The organism is Ruegeria sp. BG11 (genome assembly GCF_056538565.1).
Window position 1 is genome coordinate 374,958 of sequence record NZ_JBQFTH010000002.1, and the last position, 22,550, is coordinate 397,507.

The following is a 22,550-nucleotide window of genomic DNA, read 5'->3' on the forward strand; positions in this document are numbered from 1 at the left end:
GCGAATTTTCTGCACAGGACAGACGGACGAACATGATTGACCTGACCGGGCAGGTGCCTCTGCGTACAAGCCAGAATTATGAGATTTTCCAGCATCCCGAAATGGATGGCGCCCTGTTGAAAGTCCGCGTGGATGAGCCGAAGCGAAACCACCTCATACCGCGCTATGCGGAATGGCGTTACGGCAATTTGCGACAGTGGAACCGCGAAGCGAACGAATACCTTGCCGCGCTGCACCGTGGCTGCTCCGAGATCGAGCGTCTGGCGAAGTTCATGGGCTATGCACCAACTTCACGGGGGCCTGCAATCGTGGTGGAAAAGATGACCGGCCCGGATGGGGATCTCGCCCCGTCCCTGCATGCAGAAATGGTGGCTGCAAATGGTGACCCGGAAGTGGCTCAGAAGCTGCGGGCCGACTTGCTGGAGTTGCTGGATGATCTGGAGCGCGGACGCATCATTGTCGGTGACATGGGGATCGGAAACATCGTGCGCGCGCAGGAGCGTGGTGGCAAACTTGTCGTCATTGACGGGTTGGGCGAGAGGGTCCTGTTGCCTTTGACACTGTTCAGCGATTGGGCGTTTCGCAAATCCATGGCACGGCGGCGCGCGCGCATGGCGGGCTAGTTGCGTCAGAATGGACCAATTTGAGCATTGGCCGCTGTCCTGTATTTGCTTTATGTCTGGCGATGTTAGGTGCAAGACAGCCCAAATTGGCGGAGGTGCTAAGTGAAACTCTCAACCCCAAATTTCCCGGCCCCAACTGATGCCGAGGACCGCAAGGCCATCCGCCCAGTCATCTGCTACCCGCCCGAGACTCTGCCCAGCCCCGACCTAGAAGGGCTGACTCGCTTGCGGGACACATCCGTGAAAACTGCCGAGGTCACCGCTGCGCCGCGAGACGCGTCCTGTATCGACGTGCCAGCCGGTGCTTTTTTCCGCATCACATCCGTCGAGGGCGCTCAAGTCGGCGATCTGAACCTTTGGAACAAACACGATCTGACAGAACGTTTCTATTCGGGTAAAACCCGTGCCCTGCACGGAACGCATCTTTCGACCGGTGACCGCATGTGGTCGACCTTCCCAAATATGCGGCCGATGGCGACGATCACGGCTGATACGCTGGACTGGTACGGCTTTGACGCCTTTGGAGGCTCCGTTCATGACGTGATCGGCACTCGCTGCGACCCGTATACCGGGCGGTTGCTGTCGGGGGATGACTACCACTATTGCTGTCATTCGAACCTGACCCGGGCTTTGTCGCAGCATTGCGATCTGCCTCTGCACGAGGCGGAGACCTATGTGCATGACGTTCTGAACGTCTTCATGTGTACCGGCTTCACGCGTGACACCGGCCAATACTTCATGAAGGCCAGCCCGGTACGTCCAGGTGACTACCTTGAATTCCACGCCGAGATCGACTTGATCGTCGGCCTTTCAGCCTGTCCGGGCGGGGACTGTTCCTCCGAGCATTCCTCGGATACCGCCGCGTGCTACCCCTTGCTGATCGAGGTCTTTGATCCGGGTGAGCCCGTGCGGCGGTCGCATGTGCAGCCCAGTGTCTCGGCTTATGACCGGTCGCATGGCACATAAAAGGCAGCGAAAGGACAACGCGTGACGCAAGCGGATGAGCAGCTTAGTACGGCTGTGTTCTACATAAACCTCGACCGGGTTCCCGAACGCCGCGCGTTCATGGAGGCGCAGTTCGCAAAAGCTGGCGTGACCGACTCGATCCGTTTTAGCGCAGTTGATGCACGTCAGGCGGATGCTCTGGAGGGGAATGGGTATGTGCCGGGCGTTGGCTCTCGCTGGGGTTTGAAGCAAAGCGAGATCGCCTGTTTTGAAAGCCATCGCGCCGTCTGGCAGCAAGTGGTGGACCAAAACCTGAAGGCGGCTGCGATTTTCGAGGATGATGTCGAGATGTCGTCCCGACTGGGGCAGGTGATCGACAGCCTCGTCGAGAACGCGGACAGGTTCGATTTCGCAAAGATGGACTACTCGCCGCGCAGCCTGCGCTTTGGGGCCGAGACGGAGATAGGCGGCGTCACAGTTCGCCCTCTGCTGGAAATGGCCCCAAGTGCTGCTGCCTATATCTTATCGCAGGAGGGGTGTCGCAAACTGCTGGCATGGTCTCAGAAGTACTCCGACCATCTGGATGATTTCGTATCGATTCCGCGGCCAGACTGGCGGATGTATCAGGTTTTCCCGGCCGTGGGTGTGCAGATGATCTGGTCGAAGCAGCAGCAGGATCTTGAACGGGTCAAGACCAGCGAGCGGGAAGGGGATCAATCCACCAATACAGGCTTGGACAAGGGGCCGTTCTGGTTCCGCGCGCGTCGCGAGCTATTCGCGGCAAAACGCAAGCTTGGTTGGCGCTGTGGAGGGCGGAGAAAGCTACTCGATCAGGGTGGGTTTGTCGGGTACATTCCGGTTGAAAAGGACCTTCGGGTCTGAGGCCAGTCTCACCGGCGCAGAAACAAACCGTGGCCTAAGACGTCAAGTTTTCAAAAGCATTAACAAAAATACCAATTTGATATAAGGTTGTGGCGTTATTTCTAGTTATTGACTGGGTGTTGGGGTGTCACAAACGCTTTACGAGAAATACGGCGGCTTCAAAACCATCAGCCGAGTGGTGATGAGTTTCTACGAAATAGCCCTGGAGTCCGATGAAATTGGGCATTTCTTCGAAGATATCGACATGCCGCGCTTGATTGACCATCAGACCAAATTCGTCTCGTCCCTGGTTGGTGGACCTGCAGCGTTTAGCGACGACAGGATCGAAGCCGTTCATCGGCACCTTGGCATTTCACATGATCATTTCGATGTCATGGCAGAGCTATTCGGCGAAGCGCTCGAGATGCATGGCATGTCCGAGCGCGATATCAAAACGGCCCTTGGCGCGATTGAAGGCAAACGCTCGATCATCGTCAGCCGTGACGCGGCATGAGCATCCTTGCCATCAATGAACAGCTTCTGCGTGCCATCGGCGTTGGGGTTGCCGTTGTGCGTGCCTCTGATCTCAAATTCGTTTTTCACAACAGTCCTTTCGCCGAATGGTTTGGCAAGCCTGAGAAAAAGCAGTCTCTGTTGGATATCCTGCCCGACCTCGACGCGAGAGAGCTGGAGGACGTCAAACAATCGGGACTGCGATATTCAGTCGAGCTTCAGATCAAACCCAAGCGCCGGACACTGATCTTTGCGGTCACTGTCTCACTGGCCAGTGGGTTGTCGGAACAGGTGCTGATCGTGGAATGCCAAAACATCACGCGCATTCGCGAGCTTGAGAGCATGATTGACAGCTACTCGACCATGGTTGAGCGCAACACGCGTGAATTAGAGCGCGAGAAGGAGAGGGTTGAACGCCTCTTGCTGAACGTGATGCCCCGTGCCGTGTATGAAGAGTTCAAGACCTTTGGCGTCGTGACCCCTCAGCTGTTTGATCAAGTTTCGGTGGTGATGTTGGATTTCGTCGGGTTCACGGATTTTGCTGCTAAAACCGACCCTACGGTCACGTTGAGCGAGTTGAATGATATCTTCACGGCCTTCGACCGGATCGTCGAGCAATACGGTTGCGAGCGGATCAAAACGATTGGGGATGCCTATCTGGCCGTATCTGGCATGCCGGATGAGACGCCCGACCATGCCACGGCTGTCGCCCATTGCGCGGTGCGTTTCTTGCGGTATCTCGAGCGTCGAAACGAAAGCCATCCGCATAAATGGCAGGCCCGGATCGGTCTGGGTATGGGGCCAGCTGTCGGGTCGGTCGTGGGCATTCAGAAATATGTCTATGACGTGTTTGGCCCAGCCGTGAACATCGCCGCGCGCCTGCAGGTCTTCGCAAACCCAATGAACATCGTCGCGCCAGAGGCGATGAAATACGCGTTGATCGATGAGTTTCAGGTCTCAGACCTGGGGCGGGTCGAGATCAAAGGGATGGGAGAGATGGATTTGATCAACGTCTCGTCAGGCCTCAGCGCCAATCAGGGAAGCCGATTGTTCTGAGGATCAGTCGTCCTGCGGCACTAAACCCAGCCCACGCAGGTAAATCCCAATCCCGCTTTCCAGCAGGTCCTCGGGCGAAAAGGGCGAGGTCGCACCGGTCGCGTTACGCGCATAGAGTTCGACCACACCGTGACTCATCGCCCAGATGTGGGCCGAGAACATGGACGCGGGAGGCCGCTTTTCAGGCGGGATATGTTGCGACAGGTCCGCAGCGGCCTTCTCCAGAACCGTTTTGGCCCGGTTTGACGCTAACGACAGCTCGGGCGTGCGGTTCGGGGAAATCCCACTTTCGAACATGGCGATGTAGTGTCCGGGATGCTTGCGAGCAAAAGCCAGATAGGCGCGCCCGGTGGCCTCAAACGCGGCCAGCGCGGATGGCTGGCCCTCGTCATAGGCATATTGCATCAGGTCGGCGAACATCTCGAACCCTTGGCGGGCGGCTTCGGCAATCAGGTCCTCACGCCCGTGATAGTGCCGGTAGACGGCAGCAGGAGTGACCCCGGCGGTCTTGGCGGCCTCGGACAGGGTGAAACCGGTTGGGCCTTTCTTTTCAATCAACGACAGCGCGGCCTCGATCAGGGCCTGCTTCAGGTTTCCGTGGTGATACCCGCGCTTCGTCATTCCGGCCTCAGGTTACTGGTTTTTCACGTGTTCGGGTGCCAAGAGATAGTCCAATTTCAGCCAATGGTCCAACGCCCAAGCGACCAATTCTTGCCTAGCCCACTATTTACGTCAGGACTCCCAGACATCCGGCCCGCCGCAGATATTCGGATCATTCTCGCCGATGGCTTTTTCGTCTTTTTCATCGTAGTCCAAAGCCAGCAGCACCGTTCGGATGGCAGCAAGGCGCGCACGTTTTTTGTCGTCTGATCGCACGATCGTCCATGGGCAGTTTTCCGAATGTGATCGGGTCAGAGTTTCAGAAATCGACTGAGTGTATTCATCCCATTTTTCCAATCCGGCGATATCGATTGGGCTGAGTTTCCACTGTTTAAGCGGATCCGTCTCACGCGCCAAAAAGCGGTTCAGCTGTTCCGCCCGGCCGACATTCAGCCAGAACTTGAACAGACTTATCCCGTCGTTCACGAACCCGGTTTCCAGCGGCAACACCTGACGGAAGAACCGTTCGCGCTCCTCCTGATTACAGAACCCAAAGACGTTTTCCACGACACCTCGGTTGTACCAACTGCGGTCGAAAAAAACGATCTCACCGGCTGAGGGTAGGTGCTGGATATAGCGTTGGAAATACCATTGGCTGCGCTCGGAATCCGAGGGCTTGCTGAGCGCAACATTCCGCGCCCCGCGTGGGTTCAGGTTCTCGCGGAACCGCTTGATGGTGCCGCCTTTTCCCGCCGCATCTCTGCCCTCAAAGATGATCGCGACCCGTTGGCCGGTTTCTTTGACCCAGGATTGCATTTTAACCAGTTCAATTTGCAGCGCCTCGATCTGCTGCTCGTAGTCCTTGGTCTTCATTTTTTCGGCGTAAGGATAGCTCGGGTTCAGGATGTCGCCCTTGTTTGCCTTTTCGATCATTTTGCGCACGTCGCCGGGCGCTTTTTTGCGGTAATACTTCTCGATTGCACCTTTTTCTGACCGGGCCATGAGCTACCTCGCGATAAAATCCATATCTTACTATGGATTAGGTGCTAGCCTAACGCAAACCTGCCCGTTGTGCGGCGCGGTCTATCGCGGCGGCAACCTCATCGGCTGCGACGACCTGAGGCATATGGCCGATGCCCGGCAGCTCGATCAGCTCGGCACCGGGGATTTGTTCGATCAAGCGGGTTGAGTGCCAATCCAGCTTGACGGTCGTGTCTGCCGTGCCGTGAATGATTTCGGTGGGCACAGAGATTTCACCGTATCGGGGCTGCAGACGCTCAACCTCTTCCAGCAGCCGGACCCGTTGTTTTGCGTTGGCATGCATTGAGGCACGGCGCATCGTCAGGGCGGGGCCGAAATGTTCGGCATAGCCTTCGGGTGCAGTTTGCGGAGCAAACACTTTGTCGAGGGCCGTTTCGACATAAGATTCCGGCACATAGGAGGTGATCAGGGGCAGGGCGAGCGCGCTACCTAGGTTAGTCGCTGCCAATCGGTTGAAATTGTCCAGCGGCGTCTCCCACGGGATGGCAGCCGGGGCGATCAGCACAAGGCCCGAGAGATTGTTGGGACGGGTCACCGCCCAGGCCAACGCTACCGATCCTCCGAGGCTTTGTCCGGCGACGATGGGTTTCTCAGCGCCAAGTTGGGCAGCGGCGCGTTGCAGGATATCCGCCTGCTCCTGGATGGTTTCGCCCTCGGGATTGAAACTGTCCGAATAGCCTAGGCCGGGGCGGTCAAACACGATCACGCGGTAGTTTTTGGCCAGAATAGGGGCCAAGGCGAAGGTCATGTCACGGGTATTGCCGCTGGAGCCATGAATCAAGACCACGTCAGGGCCATCCCCCATGACAACCGCGTGCACGGCAATTCCATCCACGTCGAGTATCTGGCCTTCGGGAGGAAACGCCTGCGCGGCGCGTGCCTCGTTCTGGGCGGCTCGCCACAAGGTAAACGCTGCAAAGCCGATCAGGCCCAGCGTCAGAAGTATCCAGAATTTAACGGCCAATTTCACTCATATCGAATGGTGTGGACTGATATATTTCATTGATCCAGTTACCATAGAGCAGATGCGCATGGCTGCGCCACCGGTTCTGCGGCGCCTGCGTCGGATCATCATCCGGATAGTAGTTCATCGGCACGTTGATCGGTGTGCCATTGGCGATGTCCCGATCATATTCCTGCTTCAACGTATCGCTGTCATATTCGAAATGGTTGAAGATATAGAGCGCACGATGCGCCGGGTCCTCGACAAGGCAAGGACCTGCTTCATCGCTGCCAAGCAACGTGACGAGACCGTTCGCGGCGTCGATCTCGGCCTGTTTCATCTCGGTCCAGCGGCTGACAGGAATAACGCAATCATCCGAGAATCCCCGCAAAAACGGAGAGGACGGGAGGAGGTTCCGATGCCGGAAACAGCCAAAGGCCTTGGCGTCCAGCATGTGTTTTTTCACGCCGTGGAAATGGTTGATCATCGCCATACCGCCCCAGCAGACCCCGAATGTGGAATGGACGTTGGTCTGGGTCCACTCAAATACCTCGCGGAGTTCTTCCCAATAGGTGACATCATCGAATTCCAGATGTTCGATCGGTGCACCGGTGATGATCAGGCCGTCGAACTTCTGGTCCTGCACGTCCTTGAACGGCTGATAGAACTCGGCCATGTGCGCAGCGGCGGTGTTCTTGGTCCGATGCTCGGTCATGCGGATCAGAGACAGGTCAATCTGCAGTGGAGTGGCCCCGATCAGACGCGCGAACTGGTTCTCGGTCTGGATCTTTTTGGGCATCAGATTTAGCAGCCCGATCCGCAGGGGGCGAATATCTTGCCGCATTGCCTGATCCGCGGCCATGACCATGACGCCTTCCTTAGTCAGGACGTCAAAGGCGGGCAGTTCGGATGGGATTTTAATCGGCATCGGGTCAGACTTTTGAGCAGGTTAGGAGGAGGTAGTTAGGCGCGATCGCGCCTGGTCTCAAGGGTGCGTTCGATCAACTCATCGAAATCAGCCGCATCGCGCACTTTTCCGATGTCTTCGGCCGCTATCGCAACGCCCCAGTTTCTCGCCATCGCCTCGTATCTAGGCTGACGATGGGCAAGCGCCTGAGCGTAGGTCCACCGGATGAACGCATCGGGGTCTACGTCACCCTCACCGCAGCCGTGTTGATCCAGATATTCGGTCCAGACTCGGGACAGGAATTCAGCCTGATAGGACATCGGCTTAGGGGCCTTGTCAAAGCGTCGGACCAGCTCGGCCGTGTGGTCGTCGTCACCTTTCAGCCAGATCATCAGCGCCTGTTTTGATAGCTCGGACATCAGTTGATCCGCTGGATCATCCGGGTCGACCCACTCACAAATCGATCCGCCCGTGTCGCAGATGAAATGCGGATAGCCATAGAGACGCTCTGCCCGGTCCACGAAATATTCGGTGTCCAGAAGGGCGTGAATTTCGGCCAGTCGGAATTGCTCCTGTCGGCGCCGGTATTCAGACATTTCCAACCCGCCAAGTGCCGGATTGCCGGGTTTGCCAAGATAGGATGCAACAGGGGTCAGGTTCTCGAATGAGATATTCGAGCCGATATATATCGAATCCGACAGCAGAAGATCCCTCAGAAACGGGACTTTCATCGCCTCAGCTTTGGCGTTATCGGCGATGTATTCGCCCATGTAGCGGGTGCCGATCCGGTAGTCGACCGAGTAGTGAAACCAGCCACCGCTGTCCCGCAGGATGTTGGATACATAGGTCTTGCCCAGCCCCGACATGCCGAAAAACAGCACCTTCTTGCGTGCAGCCCCACGCCAATCTCTTGCCGAGCTGTAGATCATCTTGCGCTGTCCCTTGTTTTTGCCTTTGCTAAATCGGGCAGGCGGCGGCGTCAATCGCGAGGGACGGCTCGGTTGAGGATCAATAGTCCCGCAGCCAGCACGGCAAAGCCAATATAGGCGCGCGGATCCAGTGCCTCGTCGCGCAGCAAGGCCCCCAAAACGATCGCGACAGGTGGGATGATGAGGGTCACGAGTAACAGATTGCCACTGCCCGCCATTGCAAGAACCCGGTAGTAGAGAAGATATGCACCTGCCGTCGCGATCAGGGAATAATACGCGATTGCTGCCCATGTAACCGCAGGCAGGCTGAGACTTGGGATGCCGTCTGTCATGAGGGCAATAGGGATCATGAACAGGGTCGAGCCGGTTAGCATCCCTGCAGCCGCAACAATAGGGGGCAGGGAGCCTAGGTGTTTGCGCGCCCAAACGCCGGCAAACGCGTAGGAGATAGTGCCCGCGAGGATGGCAAGTTGAGCTGTGTTTTGTAGGCTAAAGCTGGTGAGGTTGCCGATACCGATTGCGATTGAGACGCCAAAAAAGCCCAGTCCAGCGCCGAGAAGCCGCGGTGGTGTCAACCGCTCGTCGGAAAAGAAGAGGGCAGCAACGAGAACACCAAAGATAGCCGTCGCCGCGTTCAAAATCGCCGTGAGGCCGGTGTCAATGTACAACTGCCCCCACGCCATCAGCGAGAACGGAATCACGTTGTTGAGCAGTCCCATGACCAGAAAACCCAACCAGAGGCGCGGTGAGCTCGGGACGCTTAGACCCCTGATCCAAACCACCAACCACAAGGCCAGCATTGCCCAGAATGTTCGATGCAGCACCGAGGTCATCACTGGTATCGTATCCAGCGCTATCCGAATTGAAACGAATGAAGCGCCCCAGATGATACCCAGCAGCGAAAGCTCAGCCCATGCGCGGGGGGATAGGTGTTTTTGCTGTTCCATGAACAGGTTGTGGCAGCTTTGAGTTCATGCGGCGACCCGAAAGATGCGGAAACAAAAAGACCCCACGGAAAACGGCGGGGTCTGATTGGTTTTTGTGTGGGGGCGATTAATCCAGAGCGTAGGTTATCTGGAAGCCGACACTCCAAGCGCTGTTGCCCGAGAAGTCAGCTGTTTGACCAAACCCACCGTCAGCCGTTGCATCACCAATATCGGTGTAGCGAACGCCCGCCGAGATTTTGGCTTTTTCCAGAGAGTAGGTGCCGCCAAGACCGATGCTCCAGAAACCGTCTGTGGGACCAAGGTTGGTCACCGGTTCTCCTTCGTCGGTTTCATATCCCAACGTTACAGCGCCCGAGAACTCCTCAGAGAACTGGTATCCCAAACCCAGAGTGTAAGTGTAGGTGGCATTGCCATAGCTAACCAGTGCAGTGGTCGGCGGATAGTTTGGCGGATCGTACTCCAATTGCGGCCAATCAACCCATCTGATCGAACCGAATAGCAGCGTTTTGGGCGCTACGCCGGTTTGGAAATCCAAGTTCACCGACTGCGGCGTTTCGATTTCGCTGCTGGTATCGACCGATCCAAACAGAGTACCGCTCTCTGTTTGCGACAGATCGTGCGAAATCTTCGAGTTGTATGTCAGCGAAACGCGAGCGGCAATTTCTGGTTTTTCCCACGCAACGCCGAGCACGTAGCCAAAGGCAGTATCAGCATCCGTTTCAACTGAATACCCCAACGCGGCCGGCACATCTACGCTGGCTTTCACGCGTTGAGCGCGAACACCGCCAAGAGCACTGAACCCGTTGTCGAACTTGTAGCGGAACAAGGCGGTGATTGCATCGGTATCAGCCGTTGCGCGCAAAGAGCCGGGGGTTGTGGGCGATGCCGGATTGATCGAAAGTGGGTAGTTGGAAGCATATGCGATGTCAGCGCCATAGGGCTGGTCATACATGATCGCAAAGTCGATCTTTTCAGTCAAAGATGTCTTGTAGCCAAGATGTGGCGTGAAGAAGTCGTTGGAGACGTTTCCAGAGTTAATAACCTGCCCGTTCGTGGGGCTGGCGGGGTTCGCGTCAAGTAGCGAACCGCTGACGCTCGGATCTGTATACCCGAGGCGAAACTGTACTACCGATCCTTCTTCAAAGATCAAGTTGATGCCCTGACCGCTTCGGTCCAGACCGCCAGCGTACCCGGCCGTTGCCCCCACGCAAAGCGCGCACGCTGATAGTAGCGCCTTTCTCATGTATTCCTCCCTTACTGTCCCTTGAAGGCCTGTATGGCATCTTGTGAGTGTACGGATGCCGACCTGCTCGATTTGAATGCCCGATACTGTCTCGGTGTCTAATTTATCGTCAACTAGTGACCGTGCGTTACTTCTTATGAGTGTCGGCACGAACTGTTGCTAAACTGTTACGATTTTCGGACCAAACAATCAGAAAGATACCTGAAAAGATCACGGCTGCTCCGAGCAGCGTCCAGTGATCCAGTGGTTCATGGTAAAGAAGCATACCGATAACTGCGATCGTCGGCAGGCGGGCAAAGTCGAACGGCACGACCACGGTCGCGGGGGCGATTGCAAGCGCGTTTGTGATACAGAAATGCGCCAAAAGACCGGCCAGACCAACCAGCAACAAAAAGGGTGCCGTCTGCAGCGTTGGCAAGGCGATTTGCTGATCTATCCCAGCGGCGATCGTGCCAAGAACAGCCTGCATCACAGTCAGCCAGAACACGATACATCCGATACTGGCGTGTCGGGTGAGCTGTTTCGTCGTGATCGTTGTAAACGCGAAGAAAATCGCGCTTCCGGCAGCCATAAGGATACCCGGCGACAGGCTAGAGGTGCCGGGTCTTGTCACCATCAGAACACCGACAAACGCAATCAATGCCGAGGTCATGCGGATCGCGGTCAGGCGCTCTTTCAATAGAAGCGGAGAAAGCAGGATAACCCAGATCGGTTGGGTGAATTCAAGCGCGAAAACCTGCGCCAGAGGGGCCACTCCGACGGCGTAGAACCAAAGGTTTTGGCCGGTGAAATGGAACGTGTTGCGTAGGGCGTGCAAACCAAGACGCTCGGTTGTGACCTGATGCCATTTGCGGGTCGCCGTCAGTACTAGCGCTACGATGATCACGCCGACAAAACTGCGATACATCATGATCTCGAAAGTATCGTGATGCAGGCTCAGTTCTCGACCGGCGACGGCCATTGAGGAGAAAGAGGCAATAGCGCCGGTCATCCACAGAGCGGCCTTACCAAACTGCGTTTTGTCGCCCTGCACGCTGCGCCTCTTAACGATTGGTTTAGATGTCTGACTTTAAATCACTTTTCTCAGTGTCGGTGAAACAAAAAAGCCGGGTCAGAACCCGGCTTTTGTCTCATTCCCACTCAATCGTTCCCGGAGGTTTCGAAGTGATGTCGTAGGTGCATCGGTTGATGCCCTTGACCTCGTTAATGATCCTTGTGGCGGTTTCGCCCAGGAATTCGTGGCTGAAGGGGTAATAGTCGGCGGTCATGCCATCAACTGACGTCACGGCACGCAGCGCGCAGGCGTAGTCATATGTGCGGCCATCGCCCATGACGCCGACGGTGCGTACGGGAAGAATCGCTACAAAGGCCTGCCAGATTTCATCATAGAGCCCGTGTTTGCGAATCTGGTCGATGTAGACTGCATCGGCTTCCCGCAGGATTTCCAGCTTCTCTCGGGTAATCTCTCCGGGGCAGCGAATAGCCAGACCCGGTCCGGGGAAGGGGTGGCGGCCGATGAAGCTGTCCGGTAGACCTAGCTCGCGACCCAGCGCGCGGACCTCATCCTTAAACAGCTCGCGCAGGGGTTCGACCAGTTTCAGGCCCATCTTCTCGGGGAGGCCACCGACATTGTGGTGCGACTTGATCGTGACCGATGGACCGCCGCTGAACGAAACGGATTCGATTACATCGGGGTACAGCGTGCCTTGGGCAAGGAACTCGGCCCCCTCGATGGTGTCGGCGTGTTTCTGAAACACGTCGACGAACAGCTTGCCGATGATCTTGCGCTTGGTTTCGGGGTCGGACTGGCCGTCCAACTCACCAAGGAACAACTCGCTTTCATCCGCGTGGATCAGTTGGATGTTATAGTTGTCGCGGAACATGCCGACGACTTCTTGGGCCTCGTTCTTGCGCAGCAGCCCGTGGTCGACGAACACACAGGTCAACTGATCGCCAATCGCCTCATGGATCAGGATCGCCGCGACCGAGCTATCGACGCCGCCGGACAGACCGCAGATGACCTTTTTGTCGCCAACCTGCGCGCGGATCTGTTCGATCATCTGTTCGCGGTAGGCACCCATCGTCCAGTCACCGCTGAACCCGGCCAGTTTGACGAAGTTTTCATACAGCTTCGCGCCCTTGGGGGTATGGTGAACCTCGGGGTGGAACTGTACCGCATAGAAATGGCGGTTGGTGTCGGCGGTGATCGCATAGGGCGCGTTGGGCGAGGTGCCAAAGACCTCAAACCCCGGAGCGATTTCGCTGACATGGTCGCCGTGGCTCATCCAGACTTGTTCATCGCCCTCGGTGAACCAATCGTTCAGAATGTCCAACTGTCCTTTCGGAGTGACAAAGGCGCGTCCGAATTCGGCGGTGCCGTGGCCGCTTTCGACCTTGCCGCCCAACTGGTGCATCATCACCTGCTGGCCATAACAAATGCCCAGGATCGGAATACCATAGTCAAAAATCTCTTGCGGCGCGCGCGGAGAACCTTCACGCGTGACACTGTCCGGCCCGCCCGAAAAAATCACCGCTTTGGGCGCCATTTCGCGCACAAATTCCATGGTGACGTTTTGGTAAGGGTGGATTTCGCAATAGACATTCAGCTCGCGCAGACGGCGTGCAATCAGCTGCGTTACCTGGCTGCCGAAGTCGATGATCAGAAGGCGGTCGTGGGATGTATCACTCATGTGCGGGCCATAGGCCAAGCGTAACGAATTCGCAAGAGAAAGGTCTTTGCAGAAGGGCAGATACCCACATTTCCGGGAAACTGCGTTTCGGCTATTGTAAAAGTTTTGTAACAAAAATATGACGATCTTTCCGCCTGCGTCCTGCGGACACCCCGAAAAGGAGAGATGCGTTTGCCCATAGCTGTTGAACTTGCCGCTTTAAATCTGGCTCTGGCCATGTTCTGCGGGGCGTTGATCGGGTCCGAGCGTCAAGTACGCCAACGTATGGCAGGTTTGCGCACCAATGCGCTGGTGGCCTTAAGCGCCGCGGCTTTTGTGGTGTTCTCGGCGCTCTATCCAGATGAGGTGAGTCCGACTCGTGTGGCCGCGCAGGTCGTTTCGGGGATTGGGTTTCTTGGGGCAGGCATTATCTTTCGACACGGGTTCACCATTCATGGATTGAACACGGCGGCAACCCTGTGGTGTTCAGCAGCTGTGGGGATGATGGCCGGTAGTGGGGCCTGGATCTTTGCGATCATGATGACGGGTTTCGTCATTTTTGTGAATCTGGGGCTGCGGCCACTGGTGAAGTGGTTGAAAAAAACGACACGTGCCGGGGTTCCGTTGACGCAGGAGTTCCGCATTCTCGTGCAGTGTGCGGCAGATGCGCAGGCAGAGGTTCGCGCGGCGGCACTACAGGCTTTGGCGCAAAACGGGGTGCGCATTGTCGGGTTTCAGAAGGGGGATGCAGACGACAAAGGTTTGCAAACACTGGAAATTCTCGTTTCCACCGAAGATCATCCAGAAAATGTGCAACACAAAATTGCTGCGCCCCTAATTCTTGAGCCGGGGATTCTGAGTGTCGAATGGGAAGACGCGAACGAGACCTGAAACCGTTGTTTTAAAGGGTCCCGTCGCGGCGTAATGTCGCTTTTATGTGCCAATAGCCGTTATCTTCCAATAGTAGCGAGTGTTGGCGGGCTAGATAGAACCCCAATCAACACATCCAAAGTATGGTGAGGAAAAATGGCTGAAGCATCAGCACGTCGTCGAGGTCGCGGTGGTGGCGGAGCCGCCCGCCGGGCAGAACGCACTGCGGTTCGGATCGACACCGCAAAGTACATTGAGCGGAACATTCCGAACTTTGAGGTCCTCAACGAAGAAGCGTTGGAGATCATCGAGTACAACGCGGAAACGATTCTGGAAGAGGTTGGAGTCAACTTTGTCGAAAATCCCGCCGCGCTGGAGCGTTGGCGCAATGCTGGTGCAGATGTTGATGGCGAACGCGTGCGCATCCCGCGTGGTCTGGCGCGGCAGCTGATCAAAACGGCCCCAAGCCAGTTCACTCAGCACGCCCGCAACCCCGAGAAATCTGTTGTGATCGGCGGCCGCAACATGGTTTTAGCGCCTGTATACGGCCCTCCTTTCGTGCGTGATGCGCAGGGTGGTCGTCGCTATGCGACCATGGATGATTTCAACAAGTTCGTGAAGCTGGCCTACATGTCGAAGTGGTTGCACCACTCGGGCGGTACCGTCTGTGAACCGACCGATATCCCGGTGAACAAACGCCACCTCGATATGCTGATGGCGCACATGAGCCTGTCGGACAAACCATTCATGGGTTCCGTGACCGACCCCAGCCGGGCTCAGGATTCGGTCGAGATGTGCGAGATTCTATTCGGCAAGGAATTCGTTCAGAACAACACCGTAATGACCTCGCTGACCAACATCAACTCGCCGATGACATTTGACGACGTGATGATGGGGTCGCTAGAGGTTTACGCGAAGAACAATCAGGCTTGCATCGTCTCGCCTTTCATCGTCGGTGGTGCGATGGCGCCGGTTTCGGTTGCAGGAACTCTGACGCAGGTTCTGGCCGAGGTTCTGGCGGGTATTGCCTATAGCCAAATCATCCGTCCGGGTGCACCCGTGATCTTTGGTGCGTTCGTGACTTCGATTGACATGAACTCGGGCGCGCCGACCTTTGGTACACCCGAGGCCGCGCATATCACCTATGGTGCAGGTCAGCTGGCACGTCGTCTGAACCTGCCTTACCGCTCTGCGGGGTCGTTCTGTGGCTCGAAACTGCCTGATGCGCAGGCGGCTTATGAGACCGCGAACTCGCTGAACATGGGTCTGATGTCGGGCGTGAACTTCATGCTGCACTCGTGCGGCTGGCTTGAAGGCGGTCTGGTTGCAGACTTTGAGAAGTTCGTGATGGATGCCGATCAACTTGGTGTTCTGCACGGTCTGGCCAAAGGTGTCGCCTATGACGAGAACGCACAGGCGATGGGCGCGATCCGCGAAGTGGGACCGGGCGGCCACTACCTTGGCTGTGAGCACACGCAGGCCAACTTCAAGGAAGCCTTCTGGAAAACCGAGGTGCTGGACTACAAACCGTTCGAGACCTGGCAGGACGAAGGTTCGCGCGATACGCGTCAGTTGGCCTCGGCCCGGGTCGAGCATCTGCTGGCCAACTACCAGCAGCCGCAGATGGACCCGGCCACCAAAGAGGCGCTCGAGGCTTATATTGCCGACAAGAAAGCCTCGATGCCGGACGCGTTTACCTGATCACTCGAACTGTGCGGCGCGGCTGGCTTGGTACAGCTGCGCCTCACCCAAAAGCGCGATCAGAAGATCAAGATGCCTGACCAGAGAATAGGCGGCATCCTCTTCTTTTCGCAGCGTATTTTGCTCTCTCTCCATATCCATAAGCCGCATCAGAGCGGCCCCGTTTCCCGGCAGTTGACCATAACCCAGGATGCGCTGAAGATGCCGGTCACGGTTGTAATCCTGCGCCCCGAATTTTGCTGCGCGCGCCAATAGACGGGGGCGGCGCAGGGTCGTGATCATGGTCATCAGGTCTTGCATTCCAGGTGCCTCTTGTTCGGATAATTGACGCTCTGTTTGTCACACAACCTAAGCGGGTGTTGCGCTCTTCAAGGTCGCCCCGAACGTTGGTTTCACGACTGTTTATCTTTTTGAATCAAATCTGGTTGCTGCGCTTCGGGGTTAACGAACGAGTAACGAAACCACCTCTAGTTAGATTTGGTTAACTGTAATTTCGGGGGGCAAAAGTGGCAGTCTGTTTTGTCGACGAGAGCAAATGAACATGGAAAACAACGTGGCATTCTCTATTCCGGCATGGGTTCCCGAGGGGGCACAGCGCTACCTTGCGCACACGGAAACCGGTCAGTCGATCCGTGATATCGCAAGATCAGCCGGGTGCCATGCCTCGACCATTCTCAGACAAATCCGACGGGTCGAAATGCGCCGCGATGATCCTTTGGTCGATGCGGCGCTGCAATCGCTGGCCGAGACGCATTTCTCGGTCTCTGATCGGACGCGCCGCTTTGACGCAGGCGGACAGGACAGCCAGGAAGACGACTCATTCGAGGGCGAAGCGCTGCGTGTGCTGAGACGCCCATGTGAGACGGGATCGGTTCTGGCGGTCGCCGAGGATATGGAGAAGGCCGTGGTCGTGCGTGACACCGTTGAGGCCGGAACCACTAGGACGGCCGTTGTTGACTGCAAGATCGCACAGGCGCTTGCCTTGCAGGACTGGATTTCCTGTGACAATCCGGGCCGTATTTCCCGATACCGGATATCAACATCGGGGCGCGCGGCGCTCAACCGTTTGGTGGCCAAGGTGGAAAACAAGGCTCGGTCGCGAAATGAGTTCGGCATGGCCGAGGCACAGGCGGCGTTCCAGCCGAAGTTAAATAGAGACGCACCGGAACGCTCCCGACGCATGCGCTACAGTGCTACGGAAAGCCCGTTGATCGCGTTGGCGCGGCGGAGGGACCGGGACGGCAAACCCTTTCTCGATGAAACGCTTGTCCGTGCCTGGGAACGTCTGCGCGAAGACTTTGAGCTGGCGCAGATCGGTCTTCGGGTTGCGCAGAATTGGGATCGCTTTCTGACCGGAGGCGGGCATGGCAATTTTGACAGTGAATCTCACGGTTGGCGAGGGGCCTCGGACGCAAAAGACCGTGTGGCGCGCGCGTTGTCGGACCTTGGTCCTGGGCTGAGCGACGTTGCGCTGCGCTGTTGTTGCTATCTTGAGGGGCTGGAGCTGGCCGAAAAGCGCATGGGCTGGTCCGCGCGCTCGGGCAAGATCGTTCTGCGTATCGCATTGCAGCGCCTGAAACGACACTATGAGGAACTCTCTGGGCAAGATCGCATGATCGGCTAGTTATAAGTCCCTCTTGTGGTTTTGGCCCTTACTGATAATCAAGGGCTATGAATTTCACACTCAAACAATTGCAGTATTTTCAAGCTGTGGCCGAACAGCGCAATTTCGGCCGCGCCGCGCAGGTCTGCAATGTGTCGCAACCTGCGCTGTCCGTTCAGATCAAATCGCTTGAAGAAACGCTTGGCGGTGTTCTGTTCGAGCGTCAGGCACGGGATATCCTGCTGACGCCACTGGGACGAGACGTTCTGGAACATGCGCGACAGGTGTTGGGGGCAGCTGTGCGGCTGGACCAGTTCGCGCGGGATCACTCTGGCGGCCATCGGTCGTTGTCGATCGGGATCATCCCGACAATTGCGCCGTATCTTCTGCCCGGCGTTCTGGGTGGTCTACGCGCCGCAGATGTTTCGCTGCGCGTGCAGATCCGCGAGGCGAGGACCGAACGGTTGGTGTCTTTGCTCCGCGAAGGCGAGATCGACGCTGCGGTTCTGGCCCTGCCAGCCGGTGGCTCGGAATTCCGCGAAACGCCGTTGTTCCAGGATCACTTCCTGCTGGCAGGCAGCGCAGCGCGGCTGCAACGTGTGAACACCAGCCCCGAGATGCTGCGCCCTCTGGATTTGCAATCAGCACAATTGATGCTGTTGGAGGATGGCCATTGCTTGACGGATCAAGCGCTTGAGGTCTGCGGTCAGGATCGGGGTAGTGGACAGATCAACATGGGGGCCTCCTCGCTTGCGACGCTTTCCCGATTGGTTGCTGAGGGGTTCGGCCTGACCCTGATGCCCGAATTGGCCGCAAAATCGGAATCAGAAGCTGTTCCGGGCATGAAGCTATTGCGTTTCGGCGCCCCGCAACCGGCGCGCACGGTGGGGCTTGTTCGGCGTGCATCAACAACAGACGACGGATGGGTGGATCGTTTGGCCCAGGTAATCCGGGATGTGGGGGAACAGATCGTTTCGGCCACGCGGATATGAAAAGGCCCGCTAGAAGCGGGCCTGTATTCAGCTCTTAAGTTCCAGATTTACGCCAGCGCGGGTTCGGCGGCTGCTTCCAAATGCTGGATCAGAGTCTCGGGCGAGGACACGCCATACGGGTCTTCGGGGCAGTTATCCATCAGGCCAGGCTCTTCGAACCATGCTTCGACGACGCCGTCATTGATGATGGCAGCATAGCGCCACGAGCGCATGCCAAAACCAAGGTTGTCCTTGTCGACCAGCATCCCCATCTTGCGGGTGAACTCACCCGAACCATCAGGGATGACCTTGACGTTCTGCAGGCCTTGATCCTGCGCCCATTTGTTCATGACAAAGCTGTCATTGACGGACATGCAGTAGATCTCGTCGATACCCTTGGCGGTGAAATCGGCGTAACCGTTTTCAAATCCGGGCAGCTGGTAGGTCGAACATGTGGGGGTGAAAGCGCCGGGCAGCGAGAACAGGATCACTCGTTTGCCAGCGAAATAATCGGCGGTTGTCTTGTCTTCCCAGCGGAACGGGTTGGGGCCTTCGACGGCCTCGTCGCGGACGCGCGTATGGAAGGTCACATCGGGCAGTTTTGCGCCGGTCTTCATGTTCAAGTTCCTGTGATTCAGTTGTGACTTTCTGGCGATTTAAATCAGTTCTAAATTGCATGCAATCCATGAAATGCTGTATCTGCAAGAAAGGTTTGATTGGCTTATCCATTGATTTTACGTGCGAAAAATATAGTTTAAGTTTGAACTAATTTGACGCTCGCGAGATATGTGCATAGCGGCTATGCGTCGCTGGTGTAACAGGCGTGAGTGTTTTATGTTATGGGTACACAAAGTTGACCCAAAGTTAGGAAAACTGCCCGTGCGCGATCTGAAAATCCCAGAACAACGTCACCCCGAAAAGGCGCATCGCCCGGACAACGCCCAGCCTAAGAAGCCGAAATGGATCAGGGTTAAGGCGCCAGGCGGCAAGGGTTATGCCGAGACGCATAAGATCATGCGTGAAAACAATCTGGTGACGGTGTGCGAAGAGGCCGGATGCCCCAACGTGGGCGAGTGCTGGAGCCAGGGTCACGCCACCATGATGATCATGGGTGAGATTTGTACCCGCGGCTGTACCTTCTGCAATATCGCCACGGGACGTCCGGACTCGCTGGATGCATTCGAGCCGGGTCGTGTAGCGCATGCGGTTCAAGAATTGGGTCTGAACCACGTTGTGATCACCTCGGTTGATCGGGACGATTTGAACGACGGCGGAGCGGATCACTTTGCGCAGACAATTCGCGCCGTCCGTCACCGCTCACCCAAGACGACGATCGAGATTCTGACGCCGGACTTCTTGAAATGTGAGCCCGAAGTGCTTGAGACCGTGGTCGAAGCCAAGCCGGATGTGTTCAACCACAACCTCGAAACCGTACCGGGCCTCTATCCCGAGGTGCGCCCCGGCGCGCGGTATTTCCATTCGCTGCGCCTGTTGCAGCGGGTGAAGGAACTGGACCCGTCGATCTTCACCAAATCCGGCATCATGGTCGGTCTGGGAGAGGACAAACAGCAAGTCGGTCAGGTCATGGATGACATGCGCGCCGCCGACATAGATTTCCTGACCATTGGTCAGTATCTACAACCAACGCCCAAGCATCACGCTGTGGACCGTTTCGTGACGCCTGAAGAGTTCGCTTCCTATGAAAAAGCGGCGTATGGCAAGGGTTTCCTGATGGTCTCGGCCACTCCGCTGACGCGTTCGTCCTACCACGCGGGGGATGATTTCGCCCGTTTGCGTGCGGCACGGCAGGCGAAGCTGGATCAAGCGTGACGCCTGAAAGATTGGCGCAGCTGACCGCGCTGCGCCACAGTTTGCATCAACACCCCGAACTTTCTGGGCAAGAACGTGAAACCGCCGCGCGCATGGCCGATGAGCTGCGTCGTGCGGGGGCGGATACCGTAGTGACTGACCTCGGCGGGCACGGAGTTGCCGCGGTCTTCGACAGCGGTGCGACTGGTCCTACCGTCGCAATTCGGTGTGAACTGGATGGCTTGCCGATCAAGGAACTCTCGGAGCTGCCGTATGTCTCGACCTTGCCGGGTAAAGGGCATCTTTGCGGGCATGACGGCCATATGTCGATGGTTCTCGGCGTTGCGCTTGCGTTGCAGGAACAGCGCCCGACTTGCGGACGGGTGGTTCTGATTTTCCAGCCTGCTGAAGAAACCGGGCAGGGGGCCAGGGCGTTCCGAGACGATCCTGAGTTCGCTAAGCTTGCGCCGGATTACGTGTTTTCTCTCCATAACTTGCCGGGGCTGGAACTGGGCGAGGTTGAGCTGTGTCAGGGGCCAACCAACTGCGCCTCTCGCGGTATGCAGATTGCATTGACCGGAAAGACCTCTCATGCCGCCGCGCCGCAGGACGGGGTTTCTCCGGCGGGCGCTGTGTCCGTATTGATCCCGGAACTCACACGGCTTGGCACGGCAGGCGCCCTGAACGCGGACTACGCGTTGACCACGATCACCCATGCCAGCCTCGGAGAGCAGACCTTTGGCGTCGCCCCCGGTCAGGCTGAGCTGTGGGTGACATTGCGCACCGTTTCAGACGACCGGATGGCAAAGCTCGTTGCCGATGCTGAGGCCTTGGTTCAGCAGGTCGCCAAGTCCGAGAACCTAAGTGCCGAGATCACCTATGAGGATGTCTTCGAGGCCTGCACCAATGACGCTGAAGCGGTGACTATTCTAACCGAGGCCTGCGCGGATCAAGCCGTTCCATGCAAGTTGACCGATGAGCCGCAAAGGTTTTCGGAAGATTTTGGCCAGTTCGGCAAAGGCGCAAAGTCGGCGATGTTCTGGTTAGGAGCGGGGCGAGACCACCCCCAGCTGCACAATCCCGACTATGATTTCCCCGACGCTCTGATCCCAATTGGTACGGGCATATTTTTGGCGGCGATCCGGCAGGTACTGGGCTGAGGCCGCGTTCAGGTAAACCGAACCTTGCCGATGAACGGCAAGTTGCGGTTACGCTGCGCGTAGTCGATTCCGTAGCCCACGACGAACTCGTCAGGGATCTCGAACCCGATCCAATCTGAGCGAAAATCGACCTCGCGCCGGCTTGGTTTGTCCAGCAGGGCAATGGATTTTAGCCGTTTCGGCTTACGACTGCGCAGCAGGTTGGTGACGTGGTTCAGCGTATGACCCGTATCGACGATATCTTCGACAACCAGCACATCGCGACCTTCAATCGCTCCGCGCAAATCCTTGAGAATGCGTACTTCCCGGCTGCTCTCCATCGCGTCTCCGTAAGAGGATGCCTCTAGGAAATCCACCTCGATGGGCAGGTCCAACTCGCGCACAAGATCAGCGATGAACACGAAAGAGCCACGCAGCAGGCCAACGACAACCAGCTTGTCGGTATTGCCGAATTCTTCGGTAATCTCGCGGCAAAGCTCTTCGATTCTGGCTGCAATTGCCTTGGCCGAGATCATCTCATCTATCACATAAGCGCGGTCAGTCATCGCAGCCCCCTTGATCTTTGGCGCGCAACATACGACATGACGCGCCATTGTCACCTTCTAATGCCGGATCGCCATGCCTATCCACTCGGAAACGCGTCACCTGCCTTACACGGCCCAGCAGATGTATGATCTGGTTGCTGACGTGGCGAGCTATCCCAAGTTCCTGCCTTGGTGTGCCGCCGCGCGTATCCGCAAGACCTATGCGGCTGGCGAAGCCGAGGTGATGGAGGCGGACCTGGTGATCTCGTTCAAGGTGTTTCGCGAAAGATTCGGAAGCCGGGTGACATTGTTTGCCGGTCAAAAGAAGATCGACACTGAATATCTGGATGGCCCGTTCAAATACATGAAATCGGACTGGCAGTTTGAAGACGCCCCCGAAGGTGGGTGCAACGTCTCGTTCCACGTGGATTTCGAGTTCAAGAACGCCATTCTGCAAGGGATCATTGGTGTTGTCTTCAACGAGGCCATGCAGCGCATCGTGCGCGCATTCGAGGCCCGCGCCGCCGAGCTTTACAGCTAGGGTCAGGACCCATTCATTTTGCACCACTGGCGCGCGAACGGCAAAAAAGCAGTGGTTTTGAGCGCGCCGGGACTGGTGGGGTCAATTCCAAGCG

General features: G+C 56.9%; 24 protein-coding genes. 12 read left to right on the forward strand and 12 right to left on the reverse strand.

Features of this window, described 5'->3' with window-relative positions; genetic code table 11:
* The first annotated feature begins 32 nt into the window (after window positions 1-32).
* The 5 genes from ACR0JF_RS05965 (at window position 33) to ACR0JF_RS05985 (ending at window position 3,998) form a co-directional block, all read left to right on the forward strand.
* On the forward strand, window positions 33-623 hold the full coding sequence (locus ACR0JF_RS05965) for a YrbL family protein (RefSeq protein WP_170660334.1): 591 nt from the start codon (window positions 33-35) through the stop codon (window positions 621-623).
* 102 nt (window positions 624-725) lie between these two features.
* Window positions 726-1,589, forward strand: coding sequence for a DUF1989 domain-containing protein (locus ACR0JF_RS05970; protein ID WP_170660333.1), 864 nt, complete (start codon window positions 726-728; stop codon window positions 1,587-1,589).
* A 21-nt stretch (window positions 1,590-1,610) separates the two neighbouring features.
* Complete coding sequence (locus ACR0JF_RS05975) at window positions 1,611-2,450, forward strand: glycosyltransferase family 25 protein (protein WP_170660332.1); 840 nt, start codon at window positions 1,611-1,613, stop codon at window positions 2,448-2,450.
* A gap of 124 nt (window positions 2,451-2,574) precedes the next feature.
* On the forward strand, window positions 2,575-2,943 hold the full coding sequence (locus ACR0JF_RS05980) for a group I truncated hemoglobin (RefSeq protein WP_170376778.1): 369 nt from the start codon (window positions 2,575-2,577) through the stop codon (window positions 2,941-2,943).
* Window positions 2,940-3,998: an adenylate/guanylate cyclase domain-containing protein gene (locus ACR0JF_RS05985; RefSeq protein ID WP_170660331.1), complete on the forward strand. Its 1,059-nt coding sequence runs from the start codon at window positions 2,940-2,942 to the stop codon at window positions 3,996-3,998. The genes ACR0JF_RS05980 and ACR0JF_RS05985 overlap by 4 nt, the downstream gene beginning before the upstream one ends.
* A 3-nt stretch (window positions 3,999-4,001) precedes the next feature.
* On the opposite strand, the gene ACR0JF_RS05990 is transcribed toward ACR0JF_RS05985, so the two are convergent.
* The 9 genes from ACR0JF_RS05990 to guaA all read right to left on the reverse strand — a co-directional run bounded on the left by ACR0JF_RS05990 (window position 4,002) and on the right by guaA (window position 13,298).
* On the reverse strand, window positions 4,002-4,619 hold the full coding sequence (locus tag ACR0JF_RS05990; RefSeq protein ID WP_170660330.1) for a TetR/AcrR family transcriptional regulator: 618 nt from the start codon (window positions 4,617-4,619) through the stop codon (window positions 4,002-4,004).
* Between the two features lie 111 nt (window positions 4,620-4,730).
* On the reverse strand, window positions 4,731-5,600 hold the full coding sequence (gene ppk2 / locus ACR0JF_RS05995; RefSeq protein WP_170638853.1) for a polyphosphate kinase 2: 870 nt from the start codon (window positions 5,598-5,600) through the stop codon (window positions 4,731-4,733).
* 49 nt (window positions 5,601-5,649) lie between these two features.
* Complete coding sequence (locus ACR0JF_RS06000; protein WP_480668959.1) at window positions 5,650-6,603, reverse strand: alpha/beta fold hydrolase; 954 nt, start codon at window positions 6,601-6,603, stop codon at window positions 5,650-5,652.
* Window positions 6,593-7,510, reverse strand: a complete 918-nt coding sequence (metA, locus tag ACR0JF_RS06005) for a homoserine O-acetyltransferase MetA (RefSeq protein ID WP_170660328.1) — start codon at window positions 7,508-7,510, stop codon at window positions 6,593-6,595. The genes ACR0JF_RS06000 and metA overlap by 11 nt, the downstream gene beginning before the upstream one ends.
* 35 nt (window positions 7,511-7,545) lie before the next feature.
* A complete protein-coding gene (locus ACR0JF_RS06010; protein ID WP_170660327.1) occupies window positions 7,546-8,418 on the reverse strand; it encodes an ATPase in 873 nt (290 codons plus the stop codon).
* A gap of 50 nt (window positions 8,419-8,468) precedes the next feature.
* A complete protein-coding gene (locus ACR0JF_RS06015) occupies window positions 8,469-9,365 on the reverse strand; it encodes a DMT family transporter (protein ID WP_170660326.1) in 897 nt (298 codons plus the stop codon).
* Between the two features lie 106 nt (window positions 9,366-9,471).
* Window positions 9,472-10,608, reverse strand: a complete 1,137-nt coding sequence (locus tag ACR0JF_RS06020; RefSeq protein WP_170660325.1) for a porin family protein — start codon at window positions 10,606-10,608, stop codon at window positions 9,472-9,474.
* A gap of 127 nt (window positions 10,609-10,735) precedes the next feature.
* The gene (locus tag ACR0JF_RS06025; RefSeq protein WP_480668962.1) at window positions 10,736-11,641 is read right to left on the reverse strand and encodes a DMT family transporter; all 906 of its coding nucleotides are present in this window, start codon (window positions 11,639-11,641) and stop codon (window positions 10,736-10,738) included.
* Between the two features lie 97 nt (window positions 11,642-11,738).
* On the reverse strand, window positions 11,739-13,298 hold the full coding sequence (guaA, locus tag ACR0JF_RS06030; RefSeq protein WP_170660324.1) for a glutamine-hydrolyzing GMP synthase: 1,560 nt from the start codon (window positions 13,296-13,298) through the stop codon (window positions 11,739-11,741).
* Window positions 13,299-13,463: 165 nt separating this feature from the next.
* On the opposite strand from guaA, the gene ACR0JF_RS06035 reads away from it, so the two are divergent.
* Window positions 13,464-14,168 (forward strand): MgtC/SapB family protein, encoded by a 705-nt coding sequence (locus tag ACR0JF_RS06035; RefSeq protein WP_170638848.1) that lies wholly within the window; start codon window positions 13,464-13,466, stop codon window positions 14,166-14,168.
* Between the two features lie 135 nt (window positions 14,169-14,303).
* Window positions 14,304-15,848, forward strand: coding sequence for a trimethylamine methyltransferase family protein (locus ACR0JF_RS06040; RefSeq protein WP_170660323.1), 1,545 nt, complete (start codon window positions 14,304-14,306; stop codon window positions 15,846-15,848).
* Here the strand turns inward: ACR0JF_RS06040 and ACR0JF_RS06045 are convergent, their stop codons facing one another.
* A complete protein-coding gene (locus tag ACR0JF_RS06045) occupies window positions 15,849-16,148 on the reverse strand; it encodes a DUF6477 family protein (RefSeq protein WP_170660322.1) in 300 nt (99 codons plus the stop codon).
* 241 nt (window positions 16,149-16,389) lie between these two features.
* Here ACR0JF_RS06045 and ACR0JF_RS06050 point away from each other — a divergent pair, with 241 nt between their 5' ends.
* Window positions 16,390-17,472, forward strand: coding sequence for a DUF6456 domain-containing protein (locus ACR0JF_RS06050; protein ID WP_480668971.1), 1,083 nt, complete (start codon window positions 16,390-16,392; stop codon window positions 17,470-17,472).
* Window positions 17,473-17,519: 47 nt separating this feature from the next.
* Window positions 17,520-18,443 carry a LysR substrate-binding domain-containing protein gene (locus ACR0JF_RS06055; RefSeq protein WP_170660321.1) on the forward strand — a complete coding sequence of 308 codons (924 nt, stop codon included), beginning with the start codon at window positions 17,520-17,522 and terminating at the stop codon, window positions 18,441-18,443.
* A gap of 47 nt (window positions 18,444-18,490) precedes the next feature.
* Here ACR0JF_RS06055 and ACR0JF_RS06060 read toward each other — a convergent pair whose 3' ends face one another.
* Entirely contained in the window at window positions 18,491-19,039 is a 549-nt protein-coding gene (locus ACR0JF_RS06060) for a peroxiredoxin (RefSeq protein ID WP_170660320.1), read from the reverse strand.
* A 262-nt stretch (window positions 19,040-19,301) separates the two neighbouring features.
* Here ACR0JF_RS06060 and lipA point away from each other — a divergent pair, with 262 nt between their 5' ends.
* Together lipA and ACR0JF_RS06070 are read left to right on the forward strand one after the other, a co-directional pair.
* A complete protein-coding gene (lipA, locus tag ACR0JF_RS06065; protein WP_170660319.1) occupies window positions 19,302-20,252 on the forward strand; it encodes a lipoyl synthase in 951 nt (316 codons plus the stop codon).
* Complete coding sequence (locus ACR0JF_RS06070) at window positions 20,249-21,391, forward strand: amidohydrolase (protein ID WP_170660318.1); 1,143 nt, start codon at window positions 20,249-20,251, stop codon at window positions 21,389-21,391. The genes lipA and ACR0JF_RS06070 overlap by 4 nt, the downstream gene beginning before the upstream one ends.
* An 8-nt stretch (window positions 21,392-21,399) precedes the next feature.
* Here the strand turns inward: ACR0JF_RS06070 and hpt are convergent, their stop codons facing one another.
* Window positions 21,400-21,936 (reverse strand): hypoxanthine phosphoribosyltransferase, encoded by a 537-nt coding sequence (gene hpt, locus ACR0JF_RS06075; RefSeq protein ID WP_170376813.1) that lies wholly within the window; start codon window positions 21,934-21,936, stop codon window positions 21,400-21,402.
* A 73-nt stretch (window positions 21,937-22,009) separates the two neighbouring features.
* On the opposite strand from hpt, the gene ACR0JF_RS06080 reads away from it, so the two are divergent.
* Entirely contained in the window at window positions 22,010-22,456 is a 447-nt protein-coding gene (locus tag ACR0JF_RS06080; RefSeq protein ID WP_170376815.1) for a type II toxin-antitoxin system RatA family toxin, read from the forward strand.
* Window positions 22,457-22,550 lie beyond the last annotated feature (94 nt).

Excerpts from the sequence above, each read along its gene's own strand:
- ACR0JF_RS05965 (WP_170660334.1), top strand. The coding sequence starts at position 33 with ATGATTGACCTGACCGGGCAGGTGCCTCTGCGTACAAGCCAGAATTAT.
- ACR0JF_RS05985 (WP_170660331.1), top strand. The coding sequence starts at position 2,940 with ATGAGCATCCTTGCCATCAATGAACAGCTTCTGCGTGCCATCGGCGTT.
- ACR0JF_RS05990 (WP_170660330.1), bottom strand. The coding sequence starts at position 4,619 with ATGACGAAGCGCGGGTATCACCACGGAAACCTGAAGCAGGCCCTGATC.
- ppk2 (WP_170638853.1), bottom strand. The coding sequence starts at position 5,600 with ATGGCCCGGTCAGAAAAAGGTGCAATCGAGAAGTATTACCGCAAAAAA.
- metA (WP_170660328.1), bottom strand. The coding sequence starts at position 7,510 with ATGCCGATTAAAATCCCATCCGAACTGCCCGCCTTTGACGTCCTGACT.
- ACR0JF_RS06010 (WP_170660327.1), bottom strand. The coding sequence starts at position 8,418 with ATGATCTACAGCTCGGCAAGAGATTGGCGTGGGGCTGCACGCAAGAAG.
- ACR0JF_RS06015 (WP_170660326.1), bottom strand. The coding sequence starts at position 9,365 with ATGGAACAGCAAAAACACCTATCCCCCCGCGCATGGGCTGAGCTTTCG.
- ACR0JF_RS06020 (WP_170660325.1), bottom strand. The coding sequence starts at position 10,608 with ATGAGAAAGGCGCTACTATCAGCGTGCGCGCTTTGCGTGGGGGCAACG.
- guaA (WP_170660324.1), bottom strand. The coding sequence starts at position 13,298 with ATGAGTGATACATCCCACGACCGCCTTCTGATCATCGACTTCGGCAGC.
- ACR0JF_RS06035 (WP_170638848.1), top strand. The coding sequence starts at position 13,464 with ATGCGTTTGCCCATAGCTGTTGAACTTGCCGCTTTAAATCTGGCTCTG.
- ACR0JF_RS06040 (WP_170660323.1), top strand. The coding sequence starts at position 14,304 with ATGGCTGAAGCATCAGCACGTCGTCGAGGTCGCGGTGGTGGCGGAGCC.
- ACR0JF_RS06045 (WP_170660322.1), bottom strand. The coding sequence starts at position 16,148 with ATGCAAGACCTGATGACCATGATCACGACCCTGCGCCGCCCCCGTCTA.
- ACR0JF_RS06050 (WP_480668971.1), top strand. The coding sequence starts at position 16,390 with ATGGAAAACAACGTGGCATTCTCTATTCCGGCATGGGTTCCCGAGGGG.
- ACR0JF_RS06055 (WP_170660321.1), top strand. The coding sequence starts at position 17,520 with ATGAATTTCACACTCAAACAATTGCAGTATTTTCAAGCTGTGGCCGAA.
- ACR0JF_RS06060 (WP_170660320.1), bottom strand. The coding sequence starts at position 19,039 with ATGAAGACCGGCGCAAAACTGCCCGATGTGACCTTCCATACGCGCGTC.
- hpt (WP_170376813.1), bottom strand. The coding sequence starts at position 21,936 with ATGACTGACCGCGCTTATGTGATAGATGAGATGATCTCGGCCAAGGCA.
- ACR0JF_RS06080 (WP_170376815.1), top strand. The coding sequence starts at position 22,010 with ATGCCTATCCACTCGGAAACGCGTCACCTGCCTTACACGGCCCAGCAG.